The following is a 25,057-nucleotide window of genomic DNA, read 5'->3' on the forward strand; positions in this document are numbered from 1 at the left end:
TGAGTGCCGAGGCCAGGCAGACGGCGGCCGCCGACGCTGCCGTGACGGCGCCTCGGCGGCCACTCGGTGTCCTACGGAGAAGCATCGCGCCAGTGTGGCTGACACTCCGTCAGTAAGGAACCCGTCGGAGCCGGTTCAGTCCGCGATCAGGCCCTCGCGGAGCTGGGCCAGGGTGCGGGTCAGCAGGCGGGAGACGTGCATCTGGGAGATGCCGACCTCGTCGCCGATCTGGGACTGGGTCATGTTCGCGAAGAAGCGGAGCATGATGATCCGGCGCTCGCGGGGCGGCAGCTTGGCCAGCAGCGGCTTCAGCGACTCGCGGTACTCGACGCCCTCCAGGGCCGTGTCCTCGTAGCCGAGGCGGTCGGCCAGCGAGCCCTCGCCGCCGTCGTCCTCGGGGGCCGGGGAGTCGAGGGAGGAGGCGGTGTAGGCGTTGCCCACGGCCAGGCCGTCGACCACGTCCTCCTCGGACACGCCCAGCACGGCGGCCAGTTCGGTGACCGTCGGGGAGCGGTCCAGCTTCTGGGAGAGCTCGTCGCTGGCCTTGGTGAGGGCCAGGCGCAGCTCCTGGAGGCGGCGCGGGACACGGACCGACCAGGAGGTGTCGCGGAAGAACCGCTTGATCTCCCCGACGACCGTCGGCATCGCGAACGTCGGGAACTCCACGCCCCGTTCGCAGTCGAAGCGGTCGATCGCCTTGATCAGGCCGATGGTGCCGACCTGGACGATGTCCTCCATCGGCTCGTTGCGGCTGCGGAAGCGGGCCGCCGCGTAGCGCACGAGGGGGAGGTTGAGTTCGATCAGGGTGTCCCGGACGTAGGCACGCTCGGGGCTGTCCTCATCGAGCGCGGCGAGGCGCAGGAACAGGGAGCGGGACAGGGTGCGGGTGTCGAGGTTTCCCGAGGCCACCGGGAGATCCGGGGGCGGAGGGGTCTCCAGCGCCGGGGCGCCGTCGATGCTGTCGAGCACGTCGATGGCGTCGAGCTCCTTGGGCGCTGCCTCGCTCTTCGTGAGCGTAAGCACCTTCGAGCTGCCCTGGTCTGCGGACATGCCACCCCCTTTGGGTCGCGGGACGGTCGCGGCGACGCCCCTCACGAGGAACGGCGCCTTCACCTGAATACCGGAGCCGAAGCCCCGGCAAACGCGCTTCCCGCAGAATGTCACATGTCGGCAACACGCTGTAGTGACATGTCGACATGGGAAATGTGAATCCGCCCTGGATGCAGGGGGTCTGACGGTATTTCGACCCCCAACTGTCGGGAAGTGCGCTGGTGAGCGATTCGCTCGTGACGGTGATGGCTCGATCCTGCTTGCGGTTACGGCCGCACCAAGTCGCCTGAAGCGTGTCTCGGACCGGTAACGGGTCCTGCTGCGGGCGCTGCGCCGGTGCGTGCGGCGGCCCGTGCGACGGCGCGTGCGCCGTAGCGTGCGGCGGGCCTCCGGGCGGGCCTCCGGGCGGGGTCCGGGGCGGGAGCCGCGGCGGCGGGTGCGGTCAGGCCTCGATGCGGTTGGCCGAGCGCAGCCGCTGGAAGCTGCGGGCCAGGAGGCGGGAGACGTGCATCTGGGAGACGCCCAGCTCCGCGCTGATCTGCGACTGGGTGAGGTTGCTGTAGTAGCGCAGCAGGAGGATGCGCTGTTCGCGCTCCGGGAGCTGGACCAGCAGATGGCGGACCAGGTCGCGGTGTTCCACGCCGTCCAGGGCCGGGTCCTCGTAGCCGATGCGGTCCAGCAGGCCCGGCAGCCCGTCGCCCTCCTGGGCGGCCTCCAGGGAGGTCGCGTGGTACGACCGGCCGGCCTCGATGCAGGACAGCACCTCCTCCTCGCTGATCCGCAGCCGTTCGGCGATCTCGGCGGTGGAGGGGGAGCGTCCGAAGGCGGTGGTCAGGTCCTCGGTCGCGCTGTTCACCTGGACCCACAGCTCGTGCAGCCGGCGCGGGACGTGCACGGTACGGACGTTGTCCCGGAAGTAGCGCTTGATCTCGCCGACGACGGTCGGCATGGCGAAGGTCGGGAACTGCACGCCCCGTTCCGGGTCGAAGCGGTCGATGGCGTTGATCAGCCCGATGGTGCCGACCTGGACGACGTCCTCCATCGGCTCGTTGCGGGAGCGGAAGCGGGCGGCCGCGTAGCGCACGAGCGGGAGGTTGGCCTCGATGAGCGCCGCGCGCACCCGGTTGTGCTCCGGCGTGCCCGGCTTGAGGTCCTTCAGCTGCCCGAAGAGCACCTGGGTCAGCGCCCGGGTGTCGGCGCCCCGCCGTTTCTCCGGGGGCGGCGCGGGTGCCTGGGCGGGGGGCTGGGCGGGTCCTTGGGCGGGGGGCTGGGCAGTGGGGGGAGCGGGGGCGGGCGCCTCTTCCTGGGGCGGCGCAGAACTGGCCGACACGGTCAACGCCACCTCTTCATCGGTCAATCATCCGTCAAAAGCGGTCATAGCATCACAAGACATGTGCACCGTGCGCAAGCACCGCATAACGTCGTGTTGAGAGTGAAAGACGGCAAGTTGGGGCATAAGACGCAGAAAAGCCCCCCGCTGTTCCCGGCGGAGGGCCTGTCTCCAGAAGGTCCCGTACGGTCTCCGGAAAGCCTCGTACGGACCTCCAGGGGGCCGCCGTACGGCTCAGAACTCGTAGTCGGCGATCACCCACGTGGCGAACTCCCGCCACTGCGCCGCGGCCGCCTGGTGGGCCGGGTGCTCCAGGTACCGCTTCAGCGCGTCCCTGTCCTCGACCGCCGAGTTGATCGCGAAGTCGTGGGCGATGGGGCGCTCGGTGATGTTCCAGCCGCACTCCCAGAAGCGCAGTTCCTCGATCTGGCCGCCGAGTGCGGAGAAGGCCGCGGCGCCCGCGACGGCCCGCGGATCGTCGCGCCCGACGCCCTCGTTGAGCTTGAAGAGGACCAGGTGGCGGATCATGGTTGCTCCCGAGGGTGGTGCGCTATTTGGCTCCGTTGACGACCCAGGTCATGAACGTTCCGATGGCCTTGGCCGCGTCCGAAATACCCTCGAAGCCTATCTGGACGTAATCGGCCGCTTTGGCCGGGTCTGTGATGATCACGTAGAGCGCGAAGACCACGAGCACGTACGTGGCGATCTTCTTGGCATTCACCGCCACCGCGGCCTCCCCTGTGCCTGCCTCTGCCGGCGTGTCTGCGTAGCCTGTGGACCCTGCTGCCGGCCGCGAGTGTAACCTTCGCGCCCCCCTCGCGGGTCAACGGCCCGCTGGTCGAGGCCCGTTGCCGGGCCCGGGGGCGCGAACGGGGGCGTGCGACGGAGATGCGCGCGGCCATGGACGCAGAAAGGGCCCCGTCTTTCGACGAGGCCCTTTTCCAGCGGTAGCGGAGGGATTTGAACCCTCGGTGACTTGCGCCACACTCGCTTTCGAGGCGAGCTCCTTCGGCCGCTCGGACACGCTACCGAGAGAGACCTTACAGCACGGGGGGCCGTGCTCCGAAATCGCTATTCGGGGCGTGGGACCGGCGCTGGGAGCGGGCCTCAGCGGTCCCGGAAGAATTCCGTGAGCAGCCCGGCGGATTCGTCGGCGAGGACGCCCTCGACGACCTCGGGACGGTGGTTCAGGCGCCGGTCGCGCACGACGTCCCAGAGCGAGCCGGCGGCCCCGGCCTTCTCGTCACGGGCGCCGTAGACGACCCGGTCCACACGGGCCTGGACCAGGGCACCGGCGCACATGGTGCAGGGCTCCAGCGTGACCACGAGGGTGCAGCCGGTGAGCCGCCACTCCCCGAGCGCAGCGGCGGCCCGGCGCAGCGCGAGGACCTCGGCGTGCGCGGTGGGGTCGCCGGTGGCCTCGCGTTCGTTGTGGCCGGTCGCGAGCACCGTCGTGCCGTCCGGGGACAGCACGACGGCGCCGACGGGGACGTCCCCGCCCCGGACGGCCTGACCGGCCTCGTCCAGGGCGAGCCGCATCGCGGCCCGCCAGCGGTCGCGTACCGGGTCGGCGGACCCGGCTGCCTCGTGGAAGGTCAGCGGACGGTCTCCAGGACCTCGGCGGCGCCCAGCACCTCGGCGATCTCGCTGAGCGCGTCGTCGCTGAGCGACAGCAGTTCCTTCGCGCTCACGCCCAGGTCGTCGAGGATTCCGCTGTCACCGACCGGGCCGGACGGTACGGCGGACGTGTCCGTGCCCGTATCCGTGTCCTCGTCGTCCTCGGCCTCCGGCTCACCGTCCTCGGTGCCGTCGAGGTCGAGGGCGTCCAGGTCGTCGTCTTCGTCCTTGGGCTCCCTTCCGAGCAGTTCGTCCGTGAGCAGGAGCTCGCCGTACGAGCTACGGGCGGCGGCGGCAGCGTTGGAGACGAAGACCCGGGGGTCCTCCTCGCCGTCCACGCGCACGACGCCGAACCACGCGTCTTCCTGCTCGATGAAGACGAGCACCGTGTCGTCGGCGTCCGACGCCGATTCCCGGGCCAGGTCGGCCAGGTCCGACAAGGTCTCCACATCGTCGAGCTCTGTGTCGCTCGCTTCCCACCCGTCTTCGGTGCGCGCGAGCAGTGCGGCGAAGTACACCGTGACTCTCCCACTGGTCTTAGGCGTGCCGGTTGGGGGTCCCCCCGGCGGAGGTTCTGGGCGGGGAGAGCTGGGCTCCGAGCCCCACCCACTCGGAATCGTGGCAGAAACAAGGCGTTCAGGGGACGTCTTCGGCTCCCTGTGTCTGGCAGTTTTGATCGCACGTATGCAAAGAGGCATCCAGGTGCCCGTGTACGGAATCACCAGCGCACTCGTTGCCGCCACCTGCGGATCGTACGCGGGTTTTCCCGCAGCCCACGCACGGCCTTGCCCATGACGGACCGCAACGCGCCACAGGCAGTGGATCTTTGCCGAAGGATCGGCTTTACGACCCTTACCGTTCTTACGGTTCTGCCGACTCCTACCAGCGGAACGTCCGCATACGCATGGCGTGTCGCAGCCGGGCGGTCTTGACGCGGCGGGGCTGGACCCGGTCGCGCAGCGCCCTGGCCTCGGCGAGATCGCGCAGGAACCGGGCCCGGCGGCGGCGCCGCTCGGCCTCGGTCTCGCCCTCCGGCGCGCCGTACGCGCGGTCGGACGGTTCAGGCAGCTCAGACAGATCAGACACGGTTGCACCACCCCAGGTCCGGTCATTCCCACCTTCCCCCGGACGGGGGGTTTGATGCCAGCGCGGACCCGCGCGAGGTGTACGCGGACGCGGTTACTGTTATGGGCATGCGTCTCCACGTCGTCGACCACCCTCTGGTCGCCCACAAGCTCACCACCCTGCGCGACCAGCGCACCGACTCCGCGACGTTCCGGCGGCTCGCCGACGAACTGGTCACCCTGCTCGCCTATGAGGCGACGCGGGACGTGCGGACCGAGGCCGTCGACGTCCAGACCCCGGTCTCGCCCACGACCGGCGTCAAGCTCGCCCGTCCGCGCCCGCTGGTGGTGCCGATCCTGCGGGCCGGGCTCGGCATGCTGGACGGCATGGTCCGGCTGCTGCCGACCGCCGAGGTGGGCTTCCTGGGCATGATCCGCAACGAGGAGACGCTCCAGGCGTCCACGTACGCCTCGCGGATGCCGGAGGACCTCTCCGGGCGCCAGGTGTACGTCCTGGACCCGATGCTGGCCACGGGCGGCACGCTGGTCGCGGCGATCCGTGAGCTCATCAGGAGGGGCGCGGACGACGTGACGGCGGTGGTCCTGCTGGCCGCGCCGGAGGGCGTCGAGGTCATGGAGCGGGAGCTGGCGGGGACGCCGGTCACGGTCGTGACGGCGGCCGTCGACGACCACCTCAACGAGCACGGCTACATCGTCCCGGGGCTGGGCGACGCGGGCGACCGCCTGTACGGGGCGGCCGAGTAGGGGCAGGCGCCCTGGCGCCCTGGCGCCGTGGGGGTGCGGGCGCGGGTGCCCTGGCGCCGTGCGGGCGCAGGCGCCTTGGCGCCGTAGGGGGTGCGGGCGCAGGCGCCTTGGCGCCGTAGGGGTGCGGGTGCGTCGGCGGCCGCGGGTTCGTGGCGGGCTGGTCGCGCGGTTCCCCGCGCCCCTCACGAGGCGGGTGTGCAGCCCTTCTTCGACGTCGATGACTTCGGCTCGGGGTGCGAGAGGGCTGTGATGGCCTTCGCCGCCGTCGCCTGGGGGGTGAGGGTCTTGAACGTGTTGCCCAGGATCAGGTCCACGGCGGCGCCCTTGCGGCCCGCCTCCGTGCGCTGGTCCGGTGCCGTGACCTGCGTGGCCAGCACCGGCAGGGACGTGTGCAGGGCCGAGGCCGGTCCGAGCAGTATCGCCGTGCCCTTGACCTTCGCGTCGTACTTCGCCGGCGCGTTGCCGACGTCGCCGATCCTGAAGCCGCGCTTCTTGAGTTCGTCCGCGGTGTCCTTGGCCAGGCCCGTACGGGTCGTGGCGTTGTAGACGTTCACCGTGATCTGGGCCGGCTTCGGCAGCGCCGCCGCCGAGGCACCGGCCGCCGGGCCCGTGCTCGCCGCGGCCTGCTTCACGCACGCCGTGCCACCGGCCGCCGCCGCCTCTTTGTCGCCGCCCGTGAAGACGTCGATGAGCTGCAGGGTGCCCCAGCCGACGAGGCCGAGCGCGGTGACGGAGGCGACCATGGAGAGGACGAGCCGGGCACGCCGCCGGCGCGGGCGCATGCGAGGGTATTTGTCCCCAGTGATCCGGTACTGGCCGCCCATGCCGGGGGGAGTCAGCATGCTCATGAGCGCAGCGTAGTGCGCCACGGGTGCGTTGACTAATAGATGATCATCCGACGTCGCTCGGTCCAACCCGAAAGGGGCAACCGGCGTCAAACGGCGGGTGGCGAGCGGGTGTCGGCCGAGTCGGTCGAATCGGCCGAGCCGGGTCAGCCCAGTTCGAGCACGCGCGCGTGCAGCACCTGACGCTGCTGGAGGGCGGCGCGGACCGCACGGTGCAGCCCGTCCTCCAGGTAGAGGTCGCCCTGCCACTTCACGACATGCGCGAAGAGGTCGCCGTAGAACGTCGAGTCCTCGGCGAGGAGGGTCTCCAGGTCGAGCTGCCCCTTGGTCGTCACGAGCTGATCGAGGCGGACCGGGCGCGGTGCGACGTCCGCCCACTGCCGGGTGCTCTCCCGGCCGTGGTCGGGGTACGGCCGGCCGTTTCCGATGCGCTTGAAGATCACACGGAAAGCCTACCGGTCCTGACGTTCCGGGCGCAGCCATGGCGACCGAGTGCGACGCTGGAAAAGACGTCGTAAAGGCGAGCAAAAAGGTAAAACAGGAACAGGGGGTCCGATGATGAGTGCCGGTGAAGCCGCCGCGGCCGGCGACCCGCCCTCGCCTGAGCCCCCGGCCGCCGCCACGATCGCCGCCGGGTACGCCTTCACCGGGCAGGCCCTGGACCTCGGTGCCCTCCTCTGGGACGGCCGGTGCCGTGCCGAGGCCCCGATCCGCATCCCGCTTCCCATGCTCAACCGGCACGGCCTGGTCGCCGGCGCCACCGGCACCGGCAAGACCAAGACGCTCCAGCTGATCGCCGAACAGCTCTCGGCGCAGGGCGTCCCGGTGTTCCTGGCGGACGTCAAGGGCGACCTGTCCGGCATCGCCCGCCCCGGGCAGCGCGACGGGAGGGCCCTGGAGCGGGCGGGTGAAGTGGGTCAGGCGTGGACGGCGACCGGCTTCCCCGCCGAGTTCCTCGCACTCGGCGGCCTCGGCCACGGCGTCCCGGTCCGCGCCACGATCACCAGCTTCGGCCCGGTGCTGCTCTCGAAGGTGCTCCAGCTGAACCGGACCCAGGAACAGTCCCTCGGCCTGGTCTTCCACTACGCCGACACCAAGGGCCTCGAGCTGATCGACCTCAAGGACCTGCGCGCGGTGGTCGCCTTCCTCACCTCCGACGAGGGCCGTCCCGAGCTGAAGGACATCGGAGGGCTGTCGACGGCCACGGCCGGGGTGATCCTGCGTTCGCTGACCGCGTTCGAGGCACAGGGCATGGCGGACTTCTTCGGCGAACCGGAGTTCGACACGGCCGACTTCCTCCGTACGGCACCGGACGGCCGGGGCATCGTCTCGGTCCTGGAACTCCCCGCCGTTCAGGACAAGCCGCTTCTCTTCTCCACCTTCCTGATGTGGCTGCTGGCCGACCTCTTCCACGACCTTCCCGAGATCGGCGACGCCGACAAGCCGAAGCTGGTCTTCTTCTTCGACGAGGCGCACCTGCTGTTCGACGACGCCTCGAAGGCGTTCCTGGAATCGATCACCCAGACCGTGCGCCTGATTCGCTCGAAAGGGGTCGGCGTCTTCTTCGTCACGCAGACCCCGAAGGACGTACCGTCCGACGTCCTGGCCCAGCTCGGCAACCGCGTCCAGCACGCGCTCCGTGCCTTCACCCCCGAGGACCAGAAGGCGCTGCGGGCGACCGTGCAGACCTTCCCCAAGTCGTCGTACGACCTCGAAGAGCTGCTCACCGGCCTCGGCACCGGCGAGGCCGTGGTCACCGTGCTCAGCGAGAAGGGCGCCCCGACGCCGGTCGCGGCGACCCGGCTGCGGGCCCCGGAGTCCCTGATGGCCCCGGTCGACGCGGCGGAACTCGACGAGGCGGTGCGGGCGTCCGCCCTTCACGGACGTTATGCACAGGCTGTGGACCGGGAGTCGGCGTACGAGAAGCTGCGGCGGACCCCGGCCGCCGCGCCGAAGGCCGCGCCCCGCGACGAGAAACCCCCGCCCGAAGAGGAACCCTCCCTTGTCGAACAAGTGGTCGGCAGTGGGATGTTCAGGTCCCTCGCCCGTTCCGTCGGCACACAGCTCGGCCGCGAGATCACCCGATCGCTGTTCGGCACGGCGCGCCGGCGCAGGTGAGCCGGGTCTCCGGGTGAGCTGGATCCTCGGGTGAGGCGAGTGGCCCGGGTGAGCTGGATCTCCGGGTGAGGCGAGTGGCCCGGGTGCGCTGGGTGAGCCGGGTGAGCCGGGTGAGCTGGGTGACCAGATGGGCCGGGTGAGACGGGTGGGCCGGGTGCCCAGGTGGGCCGGGTGACCACGTGGGCCAGGTGGGCCGGGTGACCAGGTGGGCCGGGCGCCCCGTGCGGGCCGCCCGGCTGCCGACCGATCGATCAACCGCGTTTCTGTTCCTGAGGCAGCGGCCTCGGCGGCTCCACCAACTTCGCCTGCGGCTTCGGCGCGCTGCGGACGGCCTCCGCGCGCAGCAGGGCGCGCAGGACCGCGTACGGGTCTGAGGACATGGCTGTGTTCCTTGCGTAGTACTGACTGACCTGGGGGAGCGCGGGACCTGTCGGTCGGTCAGCAGCGCAGGACCACGGTGCGCAGCAGGGGCGTGGCGTACGGCGTACGCGGTGCCGTCGCGCACGGGCGGTGGCGGTCCGCCGGATCGGCGGGCGCCGCGTCGGGGAGCGGCGCGAGGCGCTGGGGTACGTCGGCGCGGTGCACGGCGCGGGCGGGGAGCCGCAGCGGGGTGTCGAGGACGTCGTACTCGGCGGTCTCCGCCGAGGCGGCCGGGGCGGTCGCGGCAAGGGCCTCGGCCGCCGTCGGGGCGCCGGGCAGCAGCAGGGCGAGCAGCAGCACGAGCGCCCGCAGCCAGGCGTGTCCTGGCTGCGGGCGCCCGGAGGGGGAACCGCTGCTCATGGCGGTCATCTCCCCACGCGGCGGACGGTGTTCATCGCACCCGGCGCGAGATCCGCTCGCTCGGCGTACCGGCGGGGCGCGAGGTTGACGCCGCTCACAGGGCCTGCGGGATGTGCTTGGCCCGGCTGCGGATGCCGAACGAGGAGATGATCTCCACGATGCCGACGACCACCAGCCAGATACCGGCGACCAGGGTCAGCACGGCGACCGACCGGAACGGCGAGACGATCAGCACGATGCCGGCGATGAAGGTGACGATCCCGAGGAAGACCATCCAGCCGCGGGCGGGCATCCCGGGGTCGTGCACGGCGGCGATCGTCTGGGTGATCCCGCGGATCAGCCAGCCGATCCCGATCCACAGGGCGAGCAGCAGGATCGACTCCAGCGGGCCGCGGAAGCAGAACAGGCCCAGCAGGATCGACAGTGCGCCGCTGATGAAGGCCAGCACGCGCAGCGAGGTCGTCTTGTGCGTGCCGAACGCGGCGACCAGCTGGAAGACGCCGCTGATCAGCAGGTAGACGCCGAAGAGCACACCGGCGGCGAGCAGCGAGGCGCCCGGCCAGACGAGGACCAGGATGCCCAGGATCAGGGAGGCGATCCCGGTGACCAGTACGGTCTGCCAGGCCGCCTTCGAGAGGGCGTGCAGGGGCCCCTCGAAGGGCGGTTCTGGCTCATGCCGGTAGGCGGGCGCGGGCGTGGAGGCTGAGGCGGACGCGGACGCCGGGACCGAGGCCGAGGCCGGGGTGGTCGGGGCCGGGGCGTTGTGAGCCGTGCGGTCGTCGTCGGCGGGGCCGGTGCTGGGAGGCTCGCTCATGCCTCCAGCTGAAACCGACGGGAGCGGCCCTGCCAGCAGGGAGGGGCCGATCGGGTGACAGAGCCCTTACCGTCCCAGCCGCTTTCTCCGGTGCTTCTCCGGGCTGCTTCTCCCCGTCTCGCGCAGCCTCGGCCGCGGTCCGCCGGCCACTTCCGCGGGCTGCTTCTCCCCGTCTCGCGCCCCTTCCCGGCCGCCCCCGGCTGCCTACTTCTCCCCGGCCTTGGCCGCCTTCGCCGCCGCCTTCATCTCCTGCTTGTGCGCCCGTACCTTCGCCAGTGACTCGGGTCCCGTGATGTCGGCCACCGACCGGAACGACTCCGCCTCCCCGTACGCACCCGCCGCCTCCCGCCACCCCTTCGGCCGCACCCCCAGCTGTTTGCCCAGCAGGGCGAGGAAGATCTGCGCCTTCTGCCTGCCGAACCCGGGCAGTTCCTGGAGCCGCTTCAGCAGTTCCGTGCCGCTGTCGACGTCGCGCCAGATTCCTTCGGCGTCACCGTCGTAGTGGTCGACGAGGTACTGACACAGCTGCTGGATCCTCTTGGCCATGGAGCCGGGGTAGCGGTGCACCGCCGGCTTCTCGGAGAGCAACGCGGCGAAGGCCTCGGGGTCCTGGGCGGCGATCTCGTGCGCGTCCAGGTCGTCCGTCCCCATCCGCTGGGCGATGGTCGCCGGCCCCTTGAACGCCCACTCCATCGGGACCTGCTGGTCGAGCAGCATACCGGTGAGCGCGGCGAGTCTGCTGCGGCTGAGGAGTCCGTCGGCCTCGGGGTCCTGGGCGAGATGCAGAGTCGTGGCGTCGGCGCCGGTGTCGGGCCCGGCCTTGGCGTTGGCGTCCATGGGTCGATGATCCCGCGCCCGCACCCGCCCCGCGCGCCCGCCCCGCGCGCCCGCCCTCCCCGCACCCGCGGCGGGGTGGCCTCCGCCGCTCCCGCACCCCTCACGTACGATTCCTCCACGATTCAACTTAGGCAAGCCTAGCCTTAGACGAGAGGTGTCGCAGGGTGACCATCAAGACGTACCGAGACCCCTGGGGCATCCCGCACCTGCGGGCCGCCGACGCCTGTGAACTCGCCCGTGGGCAGGGCCGGGTCACCGCCCACGACCGGGCCTGGCAGCTGGAGGTCGAACGGCACCGGGCCCAGGGCACGTCGGCGTCCTTCCTCGGTTCCCCGGCCATCGCGTGGGACGTGTTCGCCCGCCGGGCCCGCCTGGCGGACACCGCGCGACGCTGTTTCGAGGCGCTGGAGGGACAGGACCCGGAGACGGCGGCGTGGGTGCGCGCGTACGTGGCGGGGGTGAACGAGGGCCTGGCGGGCGGAGCCGTCCGCACGCCCGAGTTCGCCCGCACCGGCCTCGCCCCCGGCGTCTGGGAGCCCTGGCACCCCCTGGGCGTCTGGCTGGCCACCCACATCCTGTTCGCCGGCTTCCCGGCCAAGCTGTGGCGCGAGGAGGCGATACGGCATCTGGGGGAGGACGCGGTCCCCTTGTTCGCCACGGACGGGCCGGGCACCTCCGGCAGCAACGGCTGGCTGCTCGCGGGCCCCCGCACGACCACCGGCCGGGCACTGCTCGCCGGCGACCCGCACCGCTTCATCGAGGCGCCCGGCGTCTACCAGCAGATCCGACTCTCCTGCCCGGAGTTCGACGTGATCGGCCTGGCCGTGCCGGGCGTCCCCGGCATCGCCCACTTCGCCCACACGGGCTCGGTCGCCTGGTCCATCACCAACGCGATGGCCGACTACCAGGACGTCTACCGCGAACGCCTGCGCTTCACGGAGACCGGCGTGGAGGCCCTGGGTCCGGACGGCACCTGGCGCCGGGCCGAACGGCACACGGAGACGGTGGAGGTGGCGGGAGAGCCACCGATGCGCATCGAGGTGCTCGAAACCGAACGCGGCCCGGTGATCACCTCACACACGCCCACAGCCGCCGACGGCGGTCGGCCCCCGCACGGGGGTTCCACCCCCGCCCCGGCAGCCGCCGACGGCGGTCGGCCCCCGCACGGGGTTTCCACCCCCGCCCCGGCAGCCGCTGACGCCGGTCGGCCCCCGCACGGGGTTTCCACCCCCGCCCCGGCAGCCGCCGACGGCGGTCGGCCCCCGCAGGGGCCACTCGCACCCGACGACGAAAGCCGCACGAGATGCGCGGGTGGGAAGAAGCACGCCGATGGCGAAGCCGAGGCGTTGGCGTTGCGCTACCCGCCCCGCGTCACCGCCGACCTCGGCTTCAGCGCCCTCCTCCCCCTCCTCCGGGCCCGCCGCGTCGCCGACGTCGACCGTGCCTTCGACGCCTGGACCGAGCCCGTCAACGTCGTGCACGCCGCCGACACCGACGGAGGCCTCCTGCACCGTGTCGCCGGCCGAGTCCCGGTCCGCTCCCACACCAACCGCACCCGCCTCGCACCCGCCTGGCTCCCCGGCCACGCCTGGCAGGGCTGGCACGAGATGCCGTACGGCGGTCTCACCGACGGCGTGGCCGTGATGGCGAACCAGCGCGGCCCGGCCGCCCCCCTCGGCGTCGAGTTCGCCCCGCCCCACCGCGCCGACCGCATCCGCGCCCTCCTCGACGAGCGCCGCACCTGGTCCGCCGCCGACCTGCCCGCGATCCACACCGACACCCACCTCGCGTCCGCCGCCCCGCTCCTCGACCTCCTGGCCGCCCTCGACGGCCTCACCCCCGGGGCAGCCGGACTCCGCGACCGGCTCCTGGCCTGGGACCGCCGGATGGACGCCGACAGCACCGGCGCCGCCGCCTACGCGGCCGTACGTTCCGCGGTCGTACGACACCTCGCCGCCCACCCCGCCTTCGCCGACCTCGTCGAACCCCCCGCCTACCCCGAGGTGCTGCTCCCCTGGCTGGCCCTCACCCCCCGCATCGCCTTCGCCCTGGAACACCTCCTGAGGGCGGAGGAGTTGTACGGCATCGACCGTCCCGCCGTCGTCCGTGGGGCGGTCGAGGAGGTCGCCGCCGGCAGACCCGCCGGTACCGACACCGACACCGGCACCGGCACCGGCACCTGGGGCGACACCCACCGCCTCGCCCCCTGGCAGGCGCTGCCCGAGCCGTCGTACGACGGACCGGCCCTGTCCGGTGACCACGACTGCGTGCTGTGCACCTCGTCCGTGCCCGGTCTCACCGACCTCTCCGCGCGCGGCCCGGCCGCCCGGTACGTCTGGGACCTGGCGGACCGCGACAACAGCCTCTGGGTGGTGCCGCTCGGCGCCGACGGCGTCCCCGGCACACCGCACCACACCGACCAACTCGCCCTGTGGCTCAAGGGCGATCTGGCCCCGGTCAGCACCGACTGGGACCGACTGGAACTCGTAGAGGAAACCGATGCCTGAGCAGCCGATCTCCCAGCGACCGACGTCCGAGCAGCCGAACGCCTCCGTCACCACGCCCGCCACCACGCCCGTCACCACCCCCGTCCCCGTCTCCTCCTCCGTCTCCTCCTCCGGCTCGGAACACATCGTCGGCGACGTCGGCGACTTCGGCACCGTCCGTCTCCGCCCCCTCGAACCCGAGCGGGACGCGGACGTCGTCCACACCTGGGTCAGCGCGGAACGTGCCGTCTTCTGGGGCATGAACGGCCTCACCCGCGCCGAGGTCAGCGAGATCTACGCCCATATGGCCACCCTCGACACCCACCACGCCTACCTCGCCGAGAGGGACGGCACTCCGGTCGCGCTCCTCCAGACGTACGAGCCGGAGGCCGACCGCGTGAGCGAGTGCTACGACGTCCGCCCCGGAGACATCGGCATCCACGTCCTCCTCGCCCCGGCCGGACCGGAAGGCCCCCGCCCCGGCTGGACGGACGCCCTCTTCTCCGCCTTCACGGAGTTCGCCCTGCGCACCCTCGACCGCCGGCGCATCGTCGTCGACCCGGACGTCCGCAACGCGAAGGCGATCACCCGCTTCATCCGCCAGGGATTCACGCCAGGCCCGGCCGTCGTGCTCCCCGAGATCGACCTCCCCGACGTCCACCTGCCCGAGAAGCACGCTCAACTGGCTTTCCTCACCCGGCCGGTAGCCTTCCCGGATGTCCTCCCCGATGCTGACCCCCGATGACCTGATCGCCCATTACGACCTGGAGCCGATCCCTCGTGAAGGCGGCCTGTTCCGGCAGACCTGGGCCGGTCCCGAACGTGCCGACGGCCGCCCCGAGGGCACCGCGATCGTCGGCCTCCTCATCGCCGACGACTTCTCGGCCCTGCACCGCCTCCCCACCGACGAGATCTGGCACCACTACCTGGGCGACCCCCTGAACCTCCTGCTCCTCGCCCCCGACGGCACCGTCCGCACCCCCGTCCTCGGCCCGGACCTCCGCGCCGGCCAGCAGATCCAGCTCACCGTCCCGGCCGGCACCTGGATGGGCGGCCGGGTGGCACAGCCCGGCTCCTGGACCCTGTTCGGCTGCACCATGGCCCCCGGATTCACCTTCGAGGGGTACGAACACGGGAACGCGGCCGACCTCACGGCGCGTTACCCCTCCGAAGCCGACCGCATCACGGGACTCTGCCGTCCATGACCCACCTACTGGACGGACAGGTCGCCCTGGTCACGGGCGCGAGCGGCGGCATCGGCCGGGCCATCGCGCTGCGCCTCGCCGAGGAGGGCGCGGCGGTTGCCGTGCACTGCCGCACGGCGGTGACGGCGGCGCGGGAGGTCGCCTCGGCCATCGGCGACCGAGCGGTCGTCGTGCAGGGCGACCTGACCGACGAGGCGACCTGCCACCGCATCGTCCGGGAGGCCGCGGACCGGTTCGGCGGCCGGCTGACCGCGCTGGTCAACAACGCGGCCGTACAACCCGTACAGCCCCTGCCCGGCATGACCGCGGCCGACTGGCGCGCGGTCGTCGACACCGACCTCGGCAGCGTCTTCGCCTGCACCCAGGCGGCCGCCGACATCATGCGCGACCAGCCCGGCGGCGGCACGATCACCCACATCGCCTCCATCGAGGCGTCCCACCCGGCCGTCGGTCACGCCCACTACAGCGCGGCCAAGGCGGCGGTGGTGATGCACGCGAGAGCGGCGGCCCTCGAGTACGGCCGCCTCGGCATCCGCGTCAACACGGTCTCCCCCGGCCTGATCGACCGGGAGGGCCTGGCGGACGCCTGGCCGGAGGGGGTGCGGAGATGGCAGGAGGCGGTGCCCACGGGTCGCCTGGGCCGCCCGGAGGACGTGGCGGACGCGGTGGTCTTCCTGGCCTCCTCGCTGGCGTCGTGGATCACCGGCCACGACCTGGTGGTGGACGGCGGCGTGTCCGCCCGTCCGACCTGGTGACGGCCCTTGAGGGACGCGGGGCCGTGTCCGTGACGGCCTCTGAGGGACGCGGGGCTGTGTACGTGACGGCCTCTGAGGGACGCGGGGCCGTGTCCGTGACGGCCTCTGAGGGCCGCGGCGCCGTGTCCGACGTGCGGCTACCGCCGAGCAGGCCGCGGCAAGCCCCCAACCGGCCGCAGGCACAATGAGCGCTACCCGCCCCTCATCCGTATGACCCATGAACGCCTGCTTCCGAACTCAGGACGGTGACGTGAGCGAAGAACACGGCCGGCGGTGCATATCCACCCCCCACAGGGCAGCCCCACGCGGAACGTTGCGCACCCTCGCCCTCCTCGGCACCCTCCTCACCGCGCTCTTCCTCGCGTCGGCCGCCCCCGCCTCCGCGCACGCGGCCCTGCGCGGCAGCGACCCCGCCGACGGCGCCGTACTGAAGTCGTCGCCCAGGTCGGTCACCCTGACCTTCACCGAGTCCGTCGGCCTGCTCGACGACTCGTTCCGGGTGTACGACCCCACCAACCACCGGGTGACCACCGGCGACCCCGAACACGGTCCCGCCGGCTCGGACACCGCCCGGATCACCTTCCCGAAGAAACTCGGCACCGGCACGTTCACCGTGGCCTGGCGGGTCGTGTCGGCGGACAGCCACCCCGTCTCCGGTGCCCTCACCTTCTCCGTGGGCAAACCGTCGGCGACCACGGCGGCCGTCCCCACCGGCCCGGTCGAGAACCCCGCCACCGGCAGCCTCTACGACATCGGCCGCTACGCCGCGTACCTCGCCGTGGCGCTGCTGATAGGCACCGTCGCCTTCATAGCCGTCTGCCGCCCGCCGGACGCGGCCCCGCTGCGCAAACCGATCCGGACGGCCTGGTGGGCCCTGCTGGCCGCCACCCTCTTCCTCTTCGTCCTCCGCTCCCCGTACGAGGAGGGCACCTCCCCGGCGGCGGCCTTCGACCTCTCCGCACTCGCCAGGACCGCGACGGGCCGTCCGGGCCTGGTCCTGCTGGCCAGGGTCGCCCTCCTGGCGGTCATGGCAGGCCTGTACGCCTTCTTCCGCCGCGGGCGGGCGGACCGGCTCCGCCCGTCGTCCCGTCCCTTCCTGGTCACGGCCGCCGTCCTCGCCGTCGCCCTGGCGCTGACCTGGGCGACGGCCGAACACGCCTCGGCCGGCCTCCAGGTGCCCCTGGCGATGACGTCCTCGGTGCTGCACCTCCTGGCGATGTCGCTCTGGCTGGGCGGCCTCACGGCCCTCCTCACCACCCTCTACCGGGCCACCGCCACCCCCCTCCCGGCCGCTGTCCTCACCCGCTTCTCCCGGGTGGCCTTCGCCTCGGTGACGGTCCTCGTGGTCACCGGCGTGTACCAGTCCTGGCGTGGCCTGGGCTCCTGGCAGGCGCTCACCGACACGACGTACGGCCGTCTCCTGCTCGTGAAACTCGCCGCCGTCACCCTGCTGCTGGCGGCGGCCTCCCAGTCCCGCCGCTGGACGGCGAAGCTGGCGGGCGTCCCGGCCGCGACCGCGGCGACCACCCGCGACCGCGTCCCGCAGACGGTCGGCGCACCGCCCCAGGAGACCCCGCCGGCCGCGGCGGAGCCGGTCCCCGGGCCGGACCACCGGGCCCTGCGCCGCTCGGTCCTCGCCGAAGTCGCCATCGGCGTCGCCGTCCTGGTCGTCACCACGATCCTGACGGGCACGCTGCCCGGCCGCGCGGCCGCCGAGGCGGCCGGGTCGGGCACGGAAACGGCCGCGGCCGGCGGCATCCCGGCGACCTCCGTCGCGATGGTCCCCTTCGACGTCGGCACCCCGAACGGCCACGGCAAGGTGCAGATCACCCTGGACCCCGGCCGGGTCGGCGGCAACTCCGTACAGGCGGTCGTCTTCGGCCCCGACGACGGCATCTCCGCCGTCCCCGAACTCCGACTCTCCTTCACCCTCGCCGCCCAGAAGATCGGCCCCCTCCCCGCCGACCTCACCGACCGGGGCGGCTACTGGGCCACCAACTCCGTCAACCTCCCCATCGCGGGCGAGTGGACGATGAACCTGACGGTCCGGGTATCGGACCTGGACCAGGTGACGGTGGCGAAGAAGATCCGAATCACCGGGTGACGGCCCTGCCCCCCAACACGCTTTCCCACGGTGGTGGTGGGGTGCCGGGCCGTGTGCGGGGGCGTTCACCTGCGTTCATGGACGGCTGGCCGCCGGTGCGGGGACGGCTTCGGGTCTCGCCTGAACGGCCGTGAACTGGGCTGAATGAGACGGAAACCGAGGAGCCGGCGCCGTAACACCCGCATTGTGGTGCGGCGTGAGGATCGCGGGAGCAGATGGGTCCCCGTCTTCGAGGGCTCACGTGGTGGGGGCGCTAAAGGTGACCTGTCGGCGCGCGGCCTCATCGATCTCGTCGAGGGTGATGAGAGGGGTGGCCCGGGTGTGGAGGGCTCCGCTGGCCTTCACGGTGAGGCTGACCGCGGCCATGGAGACCGAGTCGGGGAAGTCGATGATGAGCACGATGTCATCCTCCCCGAAGGCGAAGTACATGGCCTCGACCTGCCCGCCGAGGCCGGTGACGACTTGGTCGACGGCGGCGCGGCGACCGCTTCCGCCTTCCTTGAGCAGCCCCTTGGCGCCCTCGGGCGTATAGGTGGCCTGAATGAGGAACTTCGGCACAGGCGTGCCTCCTGCCGATCGATTGTCCGGTGTGCAATGGCCTTCCCGCTGTCGCATCGACCACCACTTGCGGACCGATTGGATTCACTCGTTGGAACCCCATGTTCGTCTGGGGGTTCAGCGCAGCTCGGAGGCGTTCTGAGCTGCGACGGAGCGGTCGATCTGGCTCAGTCCGGACCGCACCGGGCGGAGGTGAATGCAGCCAGTGCTGCAGCCACTGCGAGAACCGGCCCCCTGCTCACACCCTGCGCCAAGCGCTGAGCAGTTCTTCGGGCTCGTACGTCGCCTGGAGCCCGGAACAGCTGGTCCCGTTACGGGAGACCGCCACGAGCGGTACCGGCTCGTCGGTGATCGCCGCCCGGTGCTTCTGCAGTGCGGCCAGGTCGTGGCTGTCGAACGCGGAGTTCTCCAGCCATTTGACCGAGCCGAGGAAGAGCAGTTCCTTGGCCACCGGCTGCCGGTCGGCGCCCACCAAGTCGATTTCGACGTCGTTGCTGCGGGTCCAGTACCCGCCGATCGCCGGGGCGGCGGGCAGGAAGCCGTCCGGCAGGAGGCGGGCGAGGGATTCCCGGACGAGGGGTTCGATCGCGCGGCCCCGCCAGCTCGTCCACTGTTCCTTGATCCGGCCCAGCGTGAGATCTCCCCGCATTCGTTCGATCTCCGCCATGTGCGGGTCCAGAAAAGCGAGCCAGAACCGGAGGTAGGGGTCGGCCACTCGGTAGCGGCGTTCTTTCGACGGCCTCAGCGAGACCGGCAGTTCGGCGGCCACGACCCTCTTCTCGGTCAGGACGTCGGTGGCTCGGGTGAGAGTGGTGTGGGCGATGCCGCCGGCCGCGCGAGCGATGTTGGTGAAGGTTCGCTCCCCGGATCCGATGGCCCGCAGCACCTCCCTGCTCATCGCGTGCGGTGGAAACTCCGCGGCCAGTGAGCGCTCGGCGGAGACCAGCAGGGCCGAGATCGGGTTGTCCAGTGAGTCGCGGAGGAACTCCCACACGTCTGCTCCGGGCCGCCACTCGGCGCAGATCAGGGGGAGCCCTCCAGTGATCAGAGCGGCGTCGAACGCGGCTGCCGCCGACAGGCCGAGCATTTCGCCGAGGTCGGCCGGGTTCAGGGGCCCCACGATCATTTCCCGGCCCCGTTGGTGAAAGGGGCGGTCGTAGCTGTTCAGCGTCTCCATCATCGACAGATCGGATCCGACCAGGAGGAGAAGCACCGGCTTACGACTGAGCAGCCGGTCCCATGCCCGCTGGAGCATGCCCTCGAAGGCATCGACGCGGTCCATGAGGTAGGGAACCTCGTCGATGACGACCACGCTCGGGCTGTCGTCGGGAAGGATCTCCGCGAGCAGCCTGAACGCCGCGTTCCACTGCCCCGGGGTCTCCTCCGCGAACAGTCCCCGCTCCGGCAGGGTGGACCTGGCGACGGCGTCGAGCAGCTCCGACAGTTCGTCCTCCGCCGTGCCGCCCGCCGCGGTGAAGAAGAGGTACGGCGTCTCGGTACGCCGGAGGAACTCCTCGACGAGGCTGGACTTGCCGACCCGCCGTCTTCCCCGCATGAGGACGCACTGCCCCGGTTTCGCCGACCCGACGGCAGAGCGAACCGCCTGCAAGGCGCTGCCGAGCACGCTCAGCTCGCGATCCCGCCCGATGAAACGACGCACACAGTCCTCCCGACAGCAATAGTATCGATAGAGATACTATCGCTGCCGATACTCTCTTGCCCTACTCCGGTGTGAGGCTCATGACGCCGGCGTGGGTCACGAACGCCAGGGACAGTGCTACCGATCCCGGGCGCCGAAGACGGTCCGCCAGCTCACCCACCCGCCGTGGGATGCGGAAACGGGCGCTGGGCCGTTCGCCGTGATGTCCCGAATACCGGCCGTGGATGCAACCAAAATGCGACCGGTCCATACCGAAGACCCGACCCGCGCCACATTCGTGGCTCGGCTCTTCATTTCGCCTGTTCGCTTTCCAACTGTTCGTTCGCCTGTCCGGCGGGGTCCGTCGGCGTTCTGACCTGCGACGCACACGCATGTAGGTCCCTGGCCTGGACGGCACCCGGCACGGGCAACCCCGACTGCACCCCTCACCCCTCAGGGACTGTCGAAACAAGCGCGGATTGTGCGGTTGCGCGGAAGAGGGCCGATCGGAAGCCGACGGGATTACAACCCAACTCGCCTTTTGCGAGTCGAACGCACGGATAGTTCTGTCAGCCGTCGCCCCCCGAAGGTACGAGGAAGTTCCCATGACGCAGCCCCTCAGATCGCGGAGGCGTGCCACCGGCCGGATCGGGGCAGAGAAGGCGGACCCGGCGGAGTCGGCCGGCGGCGGCAGGGCTGCGATGCGCAGAGCCGGCAAGAAGTCCGGCAGAAGGCGCGCGCTCAAGATCGTCGGATTGTTGCTGGGGTTCGTGCTGGTGCTCGGCGTCGGTACGGCCGCGTACGCGTACTGGAAGCTGAACGGCAACATCAAGTCCGACGATCTGTCCGCCAACGGTAAGGACGGCGCCGGGCACGAGAAGGTCGACGCGTTCGGACGCAGTCCGATCAACATCCTGGTCATCGGATCCGACGCCCGTAACAGCGCGGCGGACTGCAAGCTCGGGGGCGCTTGCGAAGAGGCCGGCGGCGCCCGAGCCGACGTCGAGATGATCGTCCACATCTCCGCCGACCGGTCCAATGCCACGGTGATGAGCATCCCCCGCGACCTGCGGACCAACTGGAGCGGCTGCCACGACTCGGGCCACCCGAGCATGCCGGCGCAGATCAACGCGGCGATCAACTCGGCGTTGAACGGCGGCCCCGGCTGCAGCGTCGTCGCGGTGCACCAGCTCACCGGGATACCCATCGACCACTTCATGATGATCGACTTCGCCGGGGTGGTAGCGATGTCCAACGCGGTCGGCGGGACGCCTGTCTGCGTCAGCAAGGACGTCTACGACCCCTACAGCCACCTGAAGCTGAAGCAGGGTTCGCACATTCTGAAGGGTGATGCCGCGCTGGAGTTCGTGCGGACCCGGCACGGCTTCGGTGACGCCAGCGACAGCCGCGGCCGGACCGACGCCCAGCACATCTTCCTCAACGCCCTTCTCGGCCAGATGAAGAGCAAGGGCACGCTGAGCAGCCCGGAGAAGATGTGGGGCATAGCCAACGCCGCGACCAAGGCGCTGACCGTGGACAACAGCCTGGACTCCCCCAACAAGCTCATCGACCTGGCTCTCGACCTCAACAAGGTGCCCGCCGGCCGGATCACCTGGGCCACCATGCAGACCCAGGACATCGACCTGCCGGGCGGCGGATCCAAGACGGTGATCGCCCCGGGCGCCAAGGAGATGTTCAAGACCATCGCGGACGACCAGTCGCTCACCGCGTCCGCCGGGAAGAAGGGCTCCCCCTCGGCGACCGCCGGCCCGGTCTCCGCCGCCTCGGTCGCCGTCCATGTCGAGAACGGCACCGGGGTGTACCACCGGGGGGCGGCGATCGCCCAGGTGCTGACCGACCAGGGTTTCAGCAAGAAGACCGACTCGGGGAACGGGACTCCCTCCACCGCCACCACCTCGCTGACCTACCCGGCCGGGCAGAAGGCGCAGGCCCAGGCGGTCGCCGAGGCGCTCGGCCTGCCGTCCAAGGCGGTCGAGCAGGGCACCGGTTCCCAGATCGTGCTGCTCATCGGCGCCGACTGGACAACCGGTGACACCTTCCCCGGCGGCAAGCCGACCCCGGCGCACGTCGACACCCAGGTGGCTCTGAAGGGTTCCAACCAGCGGACCGGCGACAGCAAGGAGTGCGCGCAGGTCAGCACCTACGGCGACGTCATCGGGCTGGACGCCGACGGTATGCCGACCACTTCGGACCACGCGCACTCCAGCACCTCCCCGACCGAGGCGTACGCCCTTGCCAGGAACGTGAAGGACTCGGCGCCGTAACCCTCTGGGCCCCGGACCCGGTCGTCGACGCGATCACGGGCTGGGGCCCGGCCGAACGGCGATCTGGGTAGCGCCGGAAGCGGCCCCTGTGGACAAAGACCAGGACAACGAGGGCTGGGACAACGTCGAAGGGCCCCCTGTTTCCAGGGGGCCCTTCGACATCGTGCCCGGTGAGGCACTGGCGGAGGATACGAGATTCGAACTCGTGAGGGGTTGCCCCCAACACGCTTTCCAAGCGTGCGCCCTAGGCCTCTAGGCGAATCCTCCGCTCGGAACATTACATGACCGAGAGGAGTGCTCGCGAACTCGTTCCCACCCCCTGACGTCGGGTACTCTGTGCAGAGCCCCTCACGCGGCGCTATCTGACTGAACTCCCCCAGGGCCGGAAGGCAGCAAGGGTAGGTTGGCTCTGGCGGGTGCGTGGGGGGCGCTTGCGTTTGCCGACGGGGCTGGTTGTCAGTGGGCGCCTATAACCTCGTATGCGTGTCGTCTCTCGCGCTGTACCGCCGCTATCGCCCGGAGTCGTTCGCCGAGGTCATCGGGCAGGAGCATGTCACCGGCCCGTTGCAGCAGGCGCTGCGAAACAACCGGGTCAATCACGCGTACCTGTTCAGCGGGCCGCGTGGGTGCGGGAAGACGACCAGCGCACGGATCCTCGCACGCTGCCTGAACTGCGAGAAGGGGCCGACGCCGACCCCCTGCGGCGAGTGCCGGTCATGCCAGGACCTCGCCCGCAACGGGCCCGGTTCCATCGACGTCATCGAGATCGACGCGGCCTCTCACGGTGGTGTGGACGACGCCCGTGAGCTGCGCGAGAAGGCGTTCTTCGGGCCCGCGGGCAGCCGCTACAAGATCTACATCATCGACGAGGCCCACATGGTCACGTCGGCCGGCTTCAACGCCCTGCTCAAGGTCGTCGAGGAGCCCCCGGAGCATCTGAAGTTCATCTTCGCCACCACCGAGCCCGAGAAGGTCATCGGGACCATCCGGTCGCGAACCCATCACTATCCCTTCCGGCTGGTGCCGCCGGGCACGCTGCGGGACTACCTCGGCGAGGTGTGCGGCAAGGAGGACATCCCCGTCGAGGAGGGCGTGCTGCCCCTCGTCGTCCGCGCCGGCGCCGGTTCGGTGCGTGACTCCATGTCCGTCATGGACCAGCTGCTCGCCGGAGCGGGAGCGGAGGGTGTGACCTATGCCATGGCCACCTCCCTGCTCGGCTACACCGACGGGTCCCTGCTCGACTCCGTCGTCGAGGCCTTCGCGACCGGGGACGGCGCCGCCGCCTTCGAGGTCGTCGACCGCATCATCGAGGGCGGCAACGACCCCCGCCGCTTCGTCGCCGACCTGCTGGAGCGGCTGCGGGACCTGGTGATCCTCGCCGCCGTCCCGGACGCCGCGGAGAAGGGACTGTTCGACGCCCCCGCCGACGTCCTGGAGCGTATGCAGGCCCAGGCCGGCACGTTCGGCGCCGCCGAGCTCAGCCGCGCCGCCGACCTCGTCAACGAGGGCCTCACCGAGATGCGCGGCGCCACCTCCCCCCGCCTCCAGCTGGAGCTGATCTGCGCGCGCGTGCTGCTGCCGGCCGCCTACGGCGACGAGCGGTCCATGATGGCCCGCCTGGACCGGCTGGAGCGGGGCGTCAACTTCTCGGGCGGAGGCGGCGCGCCCGCCATGGGGTACGTGCCCGGACCCGAGGCACACCTGGCGGCGCCGGGAGGGGCTCCGGCGGGTGCGGCTCCCGCTCCGGTCGCTCCGGTCCCGCAGGGGGGCGGGCCTGCGGCGGCCCGTGCGGCGGTACGAGGGGGAGCGGCGCCCGAGCCGACACCGGCACCCGCACCCGCGCCAGCACAGGCATCCGCGCCAGCACAGGCATCCGCGCCGGTACAGGCATCCGCGCCGGTACAGGCACCGGCCCCGGCGCCGGCCCCGGCCGCCACTCAGCCGCCCGCCCCGACGCCGGCCGCCCCACCGGCTCCTCCTGCGGCCACGCCCGGTGCCTGGCCGACGGCCGCCACCGCGGGAGGCGGCGCGGCCCGGCGTCCCGGCGGCTGGCCCACGGCCACGGCCACGGGTACGGCCACGGGCGCCCCCGCGGCCGCCCCGGCGCCGGCTGCCCAAGCCTCCGCCGCCGCTTCCGTCTCCGCCCCCATCCCCACCGGCGGCCCGGACCCCCGTGTCCTCTGGCCGAACATCTTGGAAGCGGTCAAGAACCGCCGCCGCTTCACCTGGATCCTGCTCAGCCAGAACGCCCAGGTCGCCGGGTTCGACGGCACCACCCTCCAGCTCGGCTTCGTCAACGCCGGTGCCCGCGACAACTTCGCGAGCAGTGGCAGCGAGGACGTACTGCGGCAGGCGCTGACCGAGCAGTTCGGCGTGCAGTGGCGGATCGAGGCCGTCGTCGACCCGACGGGCGGCGGCTCGGCCCCGGCCGGCCCCGGGTACGGCGGCGGTCAGCCCGGCGGCGGTTACGGCGGCGCACCCGCGGCGTCGTCCGGGTACGGCGGCTCCGCCCCGGCGGCCCCGGGCCGCCCGGCGGCGCCCCAGTCCGGGCCGCCGACGTCCACATCCCAGGGTTCCCCCGCGTCCGCCCCGAGGCCAGCGGCTCCCACCCCGCCGCCCGCCGCCCCCGAACCGCCCCCGGTGTCCCCCGAGGACGACATCCCCGAGGAGGACGACCCCGACCTCGACGAGTCGGCGCTCTCCGGCCACGAGCTGATCGTGCGGGAACTGGGGGCGACGGTGGTGGAGGAGATCCGGAACGAGTGACGCGGGGCGAGCGCGGGGGCGCTGCGGCCATGTGACCGG

At 71.5% G+C, this 25,057-nt stretch carries 24 protein-coding genes, 2 tRNA genes and 1 other RNA gene; 10 read left to right on the forward strand and 17 right to left on the reverse strand.

Annotation, left to right across the window (positions count from 1 at the left end):
• Positions 1 to 135: 135 nt before the first annotated feature.
• From ACWDGI_RS19655 to ACWDGI_RS19690, 8 genes are all read right to left on the reverse strand, one after another.
• The gene (locus ACWDGI_RS19655; protein WP_450760616.1) at positions 136 to 1,050 is read right to left on the reverse strand and encodes an RNA polymerase sigma factor SigF; all 915 of its coding nucleotides are present in this window, start codon (positions 1,048 to 1,050) and stop codon (positions 136 to 138) included.
• Positions 1,051 to 1,492: 442 nt separating this feature from the next.
• Positions 1,493 to 2,380, reverse strand: coding sequence for an RNA polymerase sigma factor SigF (locus ACWDGI_RS19660; protein WP_450760618.1), 888 nt, complete (start codon positions 2,378 to 2,380; stop codon positions 1,493 to 1,495).
• Between the two features lie 234 nt (positions 2,381 to 2,614).
• Complete coding sequence (locus ACWDGI_RS19665; protein ID WP_450760620.1) at positions 2,615 to 2,908, reverse strand: Dabb family protein; 294 nt, start codon at positions 2,906 to 2,908, stop codon at positions 2,615 to 2,617.
• Positions 2,909 to 2,930: 22 nt separating this feature from the next.
• Positions 2,931 to 3,107, reverse strand: coding sequence for a hypothetical protein (locus ACWDGI_RS19670; RefSeq protein WP_450760622.1), 177 nt, complete (start codon positions 3,105 to 3,107; stop codon positions 2,931 to 2,933).
• Positions 3,108 to 3,325: 218 nt separating this feature from the next.
• A tRNA-Ser gene (locus tag ACWDGI_RS19675) sits at positions 3,326 to 3,410 on the reverse strand.
• A gap of 77 nt (positions 3,411 to 3,487) precedes the next feature.
• Positions 3,488 to 3,919, reverse strand: a complete 432-nt coding sequence (gene tadA / locus ACWDGI_RS19680) for a tRNA adenosine(34) deaminase TadA (protein WP_450760624.1) — start codon at positions 3,917 to 3,919, stop codon at positions 3,488 to 3,490.
• Between the two features lie 56 nt (positions 3,920 to 3,975).
• Complete coding sequence (locus ACWDGI_RS19685; RefSeq protein ID WP_450760626.1) at positions 3,976 to 4,515, reverse strand: tRNA adenosine deaminase-associated protein; 540 nt, start codon at positions 4,513 to 4,515, stop codon at positions 3,976 to 3,978.
• A 361-nt stretch (positions 4,516 to 4,876) separates the two neighbouring features.
• The gene (locus tag ACWDGI_RS19690; RefSeq protein ID WP_450760741.1) at positions 4,877 to 5,074 is read right to left on the reverse strand and encodes a hypothetical protein; all 198 of its coding nucleotides are present in this window, start codon (positions 5,072 to 5,074) and stop codon (positions 4,877 to 4,879) included.
• Positions 5,075 to 5,190: 116 nt separating this feature from the next.
• Here ACWDGI_RS19690 and upp point away from each other — a divergent pair, with 116 nt between their 5' ends.
• Entirely contained in the window at positions 5,191 to 5,826 is a 636-nt protein-coding gene (gene upp / locus ACWDGI_RS19695) for a uracil phosphoribosyltransferase (RefSeq protein WP_360481103.1), read from the forward strand.
• A 182-nt stretch (positions 5,827 to 6,008) separates the two neighbouring features.
• Here the strand turns inward: upp and ACWDGI_RS19700 are convergent, their stop codons facing one another.
• Positions 6,009 to 6,674 (reverse strand): LytR C-terminal domain-containing protein, encoded by a 666-nt coding sequence (locus tag ACWDGI_RS19700; RefSeq protein WP_450760628.1) that lies wholly within the window; start codon positions 6,672 to 6,674, stop codon positions 6,009 to 6,011.
• Between the two features lie 143 nt (positions 6,675 to 6,817).
• Entirely contained in the window at positions 6,818 to 7,114 is a 297-nt protein-coding gene (locus ACWDGI_RS19705) for a type II toxin-antitoxin system VapB family antitoxin (protein WP_003955420.1), read from the reverse strand.
• Positions 7,115 to 7,229: 115 nt separating this feature from the next.
• Between ACWDGI_RS19705 and ACWDGI_RS19710 the strand changes: the two genes are divergently transcribed.
• Positions 7,230 to 8,789, forward strand: coding sequence for a helicase HerA-like domain-containing protein (locus tag ACWDGI_RS19710; protein ID WP_450760743.1), 1,560 nt, complete (start codon positions 7,230 to 7,232; stop codon positions 8,787 to 8,789).
• Positions 8,790 to 9,040: 251 nt separating this feature from the next.
• Here ACWDGI_RS19710 and ACWDGI_RS19715 read toward each other — a convergent pair whose 3' ends face one another.
• From ACWDGI_RS19715 to ACWDGI_RS19730, 4 genes are all read right to left on the reverse strand, one after another.
• On the reverse strand, positions 9,041 to 9,169 hold the full coding sequence (locus ACWDGI_RS19715; protein ID WP_450760631.1) for a hypothetical protein: 129 nt from the start codon (positions 9,167 to 9,169) through the stop codon (positions 9,041 to 9,043).
• Between the two features lie 58 nt (positions 9,170 to 9,227).
• A complete protein-coding gene (locus tag ACWDGI_RS19720) occupies positions 9,228 to 9,569 on the reverse strand; it encodes a hypothetical protein (RefSeq protein WP_450760633.1) in 342 nt (113 codons plus the stop codon).
• A 94-nt stretch (positions 9,570 to 9,663) separates the two neighbouring features.
• Positions 9,664 to 10,383 carry an HdeD family acid-resistance protein gene (locus tag ACWDGI_RS19725; protein ID WP_450760635.1) on the reverse strand — a complete coding sequence of 240 codons (720 nt, stop codon included), beginning with the start codon at positions 10,381 to 10,383 and terminating at the stop codon, positions 9,664 to 9,666.
• 204 nt (positions 10,384 to 10,587) lie between these two features.
• Positions 10,588 to 11,220 carry an HhH-GPD-type base excision DNA repair protein gene (locus tag ACWDGI_RS19730; RefSeq protein ID WP_450760637.1) on the reverse strand — a complete coding sequence of 211 codons (633 nt, stop codon included), beginning with the start codon at positions 11,218 to 11,220 and terminating at the stop codon, positions 10,588 to 10,590.
• A gap of 164 nt (positions 11,221 to 11,384) precedes the next feature.
• Between ACWDGI_RS19730 and ACWDGI_RS19735 the strand changes: the two genes are divergently transcribed.
• From ACWDGI_RS19735 to ACWDGI_RS19755, 5 genes are all read left to right on the forward strand, one after another.
• Entirely contained in the window at positions 11,385 to 13,727 is a 2,343-nt protein-coding gene (locus tag ACWDGI_RS19735) for a penicillin acylase family protein (protein WP_450760639.1), read from the forward strand.
• A complete protein-coding gene (locus tag ACWDGI_RS19740; RefSeq protein ID WP_450760641.1) occupies positions 13,720 to 14,451 on the forward strand; it encodes a GNAT family N-acetyltransferase in 732 nt (243 codons plus the stop codon). The genes ACWDGI_RS19735 and ACWDGI_RS19740 overlap by 8 nt, the downstream gene beginning before the upstream one ends.
• Positions 14,438 to 14,911 (forward strand): cupin domain-containing protein, encoded by a 474-nt coding sequence (locus ACWDGI_RS19745; protein WP_450760745.1) that lies wholly within the window; start codon positions 14,438 to 14,440, stop codon positions 14,909 to 14,911. Before ACWDGI_RS19740 ends, ACWDGI_RS19745 begins: the two co-directional genes overlap by 14 nt.
• Positions 14,908 to 15,666 carry an SDR family NAD(P)-dependent oxidoreductase gene (locus tag ACWDGI_RS19750; RefSeq protein ID WP_450760643.1) on the forward strand — a complete coding sequence of 253 codons (759 nt, stop codon included), beginning with the start codon at positions 14,908 to 14,910 and terminating at the stop codon, positions 15,664 to 15,666. The genes ACWDGI_RS19745 and ACWDGI_RS19750 overlap by 4 nt, the downstream gene beginning before the upstream one ends.
• 217 nt (positions 15,667 to 15,883) lie before the next feature.
• Positions 15,884 to 17,770, forward strand: a complete 1,887-nt coding sequence (locus tag ACWDGI_RS19755; RefSeq protein WP_450760645.1) for a copper resistance CopC/CopD family protein — start codon at positions 15,884 to 15,886, stop codon at positions 17,768 to 17,770.
• 237 nt (positions 17,771 to 18,007) lie between these two features.
• Here the strand turns inward: ACWDGI_RS19755 and ACWDGI_RS19760 are convergent, their stop codons facing one another.
• Positions 18,008 to 18,328: a GYD domain-containing protein gene (locus tag ACWDGI_RS19760; protein ID WP_450760647.1), complete on the reverse strand. Its 321-nt coding sequence runs from the start codon at positions 18,326 to 18,328 to the stop codon at positions 18,008 to 18,010.
• Between the two features lie 238 nt (positions 18,329 to 18,566).
• Positions 18,567 to 19,988, reverse strand: a complete 1,422-nt coding sequence (locus tag ACWDGI_RS19765; RefSeq protein WP_450760649.1) for an ATP-binding protein — start codon at positions 19,986 to 19,988, stop codon at positions 18,567 to 18,569.
• A gap of 584 nt (positions 19,989 to 20,572) precedes the next feature.
• Between ACWDGI_RS19765 and ACWDGI_RS19770 the strand changes: the two genes are divergently transcribed.
• Positions 20,573 to 22,252 carry an LCP family protein gene (locus ACWDGI_RS19770; protein ID WP_450760651.1) on the forward strand — a complete coding sequence of 560 codons (1,680 nt, stop codon included), beginning with the start codon at positions 20,573 to 20,575 and terminating at the stop codon, positions 22,250 to 22,252.
• A gap of 179 nt (positions 22,253 to 22,431) precedes the next feature.
• Here the strand turns inward: ACWDGI_RS19770 and ACWDGI_RS19775 are convergent.
• A tRNA-Ser gene (locus ACWDGI_RS19775) sits at positions 22,432 to 22,519 on the reverse strand.
• 72 nt (positions 22,520 to 22,591) lie between these two features.
• Between ACWDGI_RS19775 and ffs the strand changes: the two genes are divergently transcribed.
• Both ffs and ACWDGI_RS19785 read left to right on the forward strand, forming a co-directional pair.
• Positions 22,592 to 22,690: signal recognition particle sRNA small type (ffs, locus tag ACWDGI_RS19780), an RNA gene on the forward strand.
• A 45-nt stretch (positions 22,691 to 22,735) separates the two neighbouring features.
• Positions 22,736 to 25,018 carry a DNA polymerase III subunit gamma and tau gene (locus tag ACWDGI_RS19785; protein WP_450760653.1) on the forward strand — a complete coding sequence of 761 codons (2,283 nt, stop codon included), beginning with the start codon at positions 22,736 to 22,738 and terminating at the stop codon, positions 25,016 to 25,018.
• Positions 25,019 to 25,057: the final 39 nt, after the last annotated feature.

The sequence above is a fragment of the Streptomyces sp. NPDC001220 genome, from assembly GCF_053597895.1.

What these genes read in the sequence shown, in the direction of transcription:
- ACWDGI_RS19655 (WP_450760616.1), bottom strand. Translation starts at nt 1,050, where the DNA reads ATGTCCGCAGACCAGGGCAGCTCGAAGGTGCTTACGCTCACGAAGAGC.
- ACWDGI_RS19665 (WP_450760620.1), bottom strand. Translation starts at nt 2,908, where the DNA reads ATGATCCGCCACCTGGTCCTCTTCAAGCTCAACGAGGGCGTCGGGCGC.
- tadA (WP_450760624.1), bottom strand. Translation starts at nt 3,919, where the DNA reads ATGCGGCTCGCCCTGGACGAGGCCGGTCAGGCCGTCCGGGGCGGGGAC.
- upp (WP_360481103.1), top strand. Translation starts at nt 5,191, where the DNA reads ATGCGTCTCCACGTCGTCGACCACCCTCTGGTCGCCCACAAGCTCACC.
- ACWDGI_RS19700 (WP_450760628.1), bottom strand. Translation starts at nt 6,674, where the DNA reads ATGAGCATGCTGACTCCCCCCGGCATGGGCGGCCAGTACCGGATCACT.
- ACWDGI_RS19710 (WP_450760743.1), top strand. Translation starts at nt 7,230, where the DNA reads ATGAGTGCCGGTGAAGCCGCCGCGGCCGGCGACCCGCCCTCGCCTGAG.
- ACWDGI_RS19715 (WP_450760631.1), bottom strand. Translation starts at nt 9,169, where the DNA reads ATGTCCTCAGACCCGTACGCGGTCCTGCGCGCCCTGCTGCGCGCGGAG.
- ACWDGI_RS19720 (WP_450760633.1), bottom strand. Translation starts at nt 9,569, where the DNA reads ATGAGCAGCGGTTCCCCCTCCGGGCGCCCGCAGCCAGGACACGCCTGG.
- ACWDGI_RS19725 (WP_450760635.1), bottom strand. Translation starts at nt 10,383, where the DNA reads ATGAGCGAGCCTCCCAGCACCGGCCCCGCCGACGACGACCGCACGGCT.
- ACWDGI_RS19730 (WP_450760637.1), bottom strand. Translation starts at nt 11,220, where the DNA reads ATGGACGCCAACGCCAAGGCCGGGCCCGACACCGGCGCCGACGCCACG.
- ACWDGI_RS19740 (WP_450760641.1), top strand. Translation starts at nt 13,720, where the DNA reads ATGCCTGAGCAGCCGATCTCCCAGCGACCGACGTCCGAGCAGCCGAAC.
- ACWDGI_RS19750 (WP_450760643.1), top strand. Translation starts at nt 14,908, where the DNA reads ATGACCCACCTACTGGACGGACAGGTCGCCCTGGTCACGGGCGCGAGC.
- ACWDGI_RS19755 (WP_450760645.1), top strand. Translation starts at nt 15,884, where the DNA reads ATGAACGCCTGCTTCCGAACTCAGGACGGTGACGTGAGCGAAGAACAC.
- ACWDGI_RS19770 (WP_450760651.1), top strand. Translation starts at nt 20,573, where the DNA reads ATGACGCAGCCCCTCAGATCGCGGAGGCGTGCCACCGGCCGGATCGGG.